This window comes from Vibrio genomosp. F10 str. 9ZD137 (genome assembly GCF_049974785.1).
In the GTDB taxonomy this organism is placed as follows: domain Bacteria; phylum Pseudomonadota; class Gammaproteobacteria; order Enterobacterales; family Vibrionaceae; genus Vibrio.
In genome coordinates this window covers 1-427 of record NZ_JBNGCJ010001016.1, presented here as the reverse complement: position 1 = coordinate 427, position 427 = coordinate 1, and the positions used below count along the sequence as shown (strand labels likewise).

1 protein-coding gene is annotated in these 427 nt (G+C 48.0%); it reads left to right on the top strand.

All coding sequences use genetic code 11. From position 1 onward, the window contains the following. The coding region (locus tag ACP45E_RS21695; protein WP_198927780.1) for an outer membrane protein transport protein at positions 1–427 on the top strand (427 nt) is incomplete at both ends.

Below are 427 nucleotides of genomic sequence, written 5' to 3'. Positions count from 1 at the left end.
CCGCTCTTCCGATCTAGCGCACAATGGCGTAATCCCGCGATGATGACGTATCTTTCTGGTACTCAGATTTCAGTAGGCGGTATCTATGTAAACCCGAATATTGATGTAGAAGGAAAAGTGACCCACGCTCACCCTGCACTGGGTCAAAGTCAGGCTTCTTCTAGCGACTTCGCTCACGATGCCATTATTCCAAACCTTTACATTTCTCACCGTTATAACGAGAAGTTCGCGATTGGCTTGGCGTTTGGTACTAACTACGGCATGGAAACAGACCTAGGTGACGATTTTAATGCATCGCACTTTGGTAACGAAGCAAGCGTGATTACCAAAGAAGCCAACCTAAACTTTGCTTATCAAGTCGTTGAGCAAGTGAGCATCGGCGGTGGCATTCGCTATGTCATGGGGGAAGGCAGTTTTGGCGCAACCG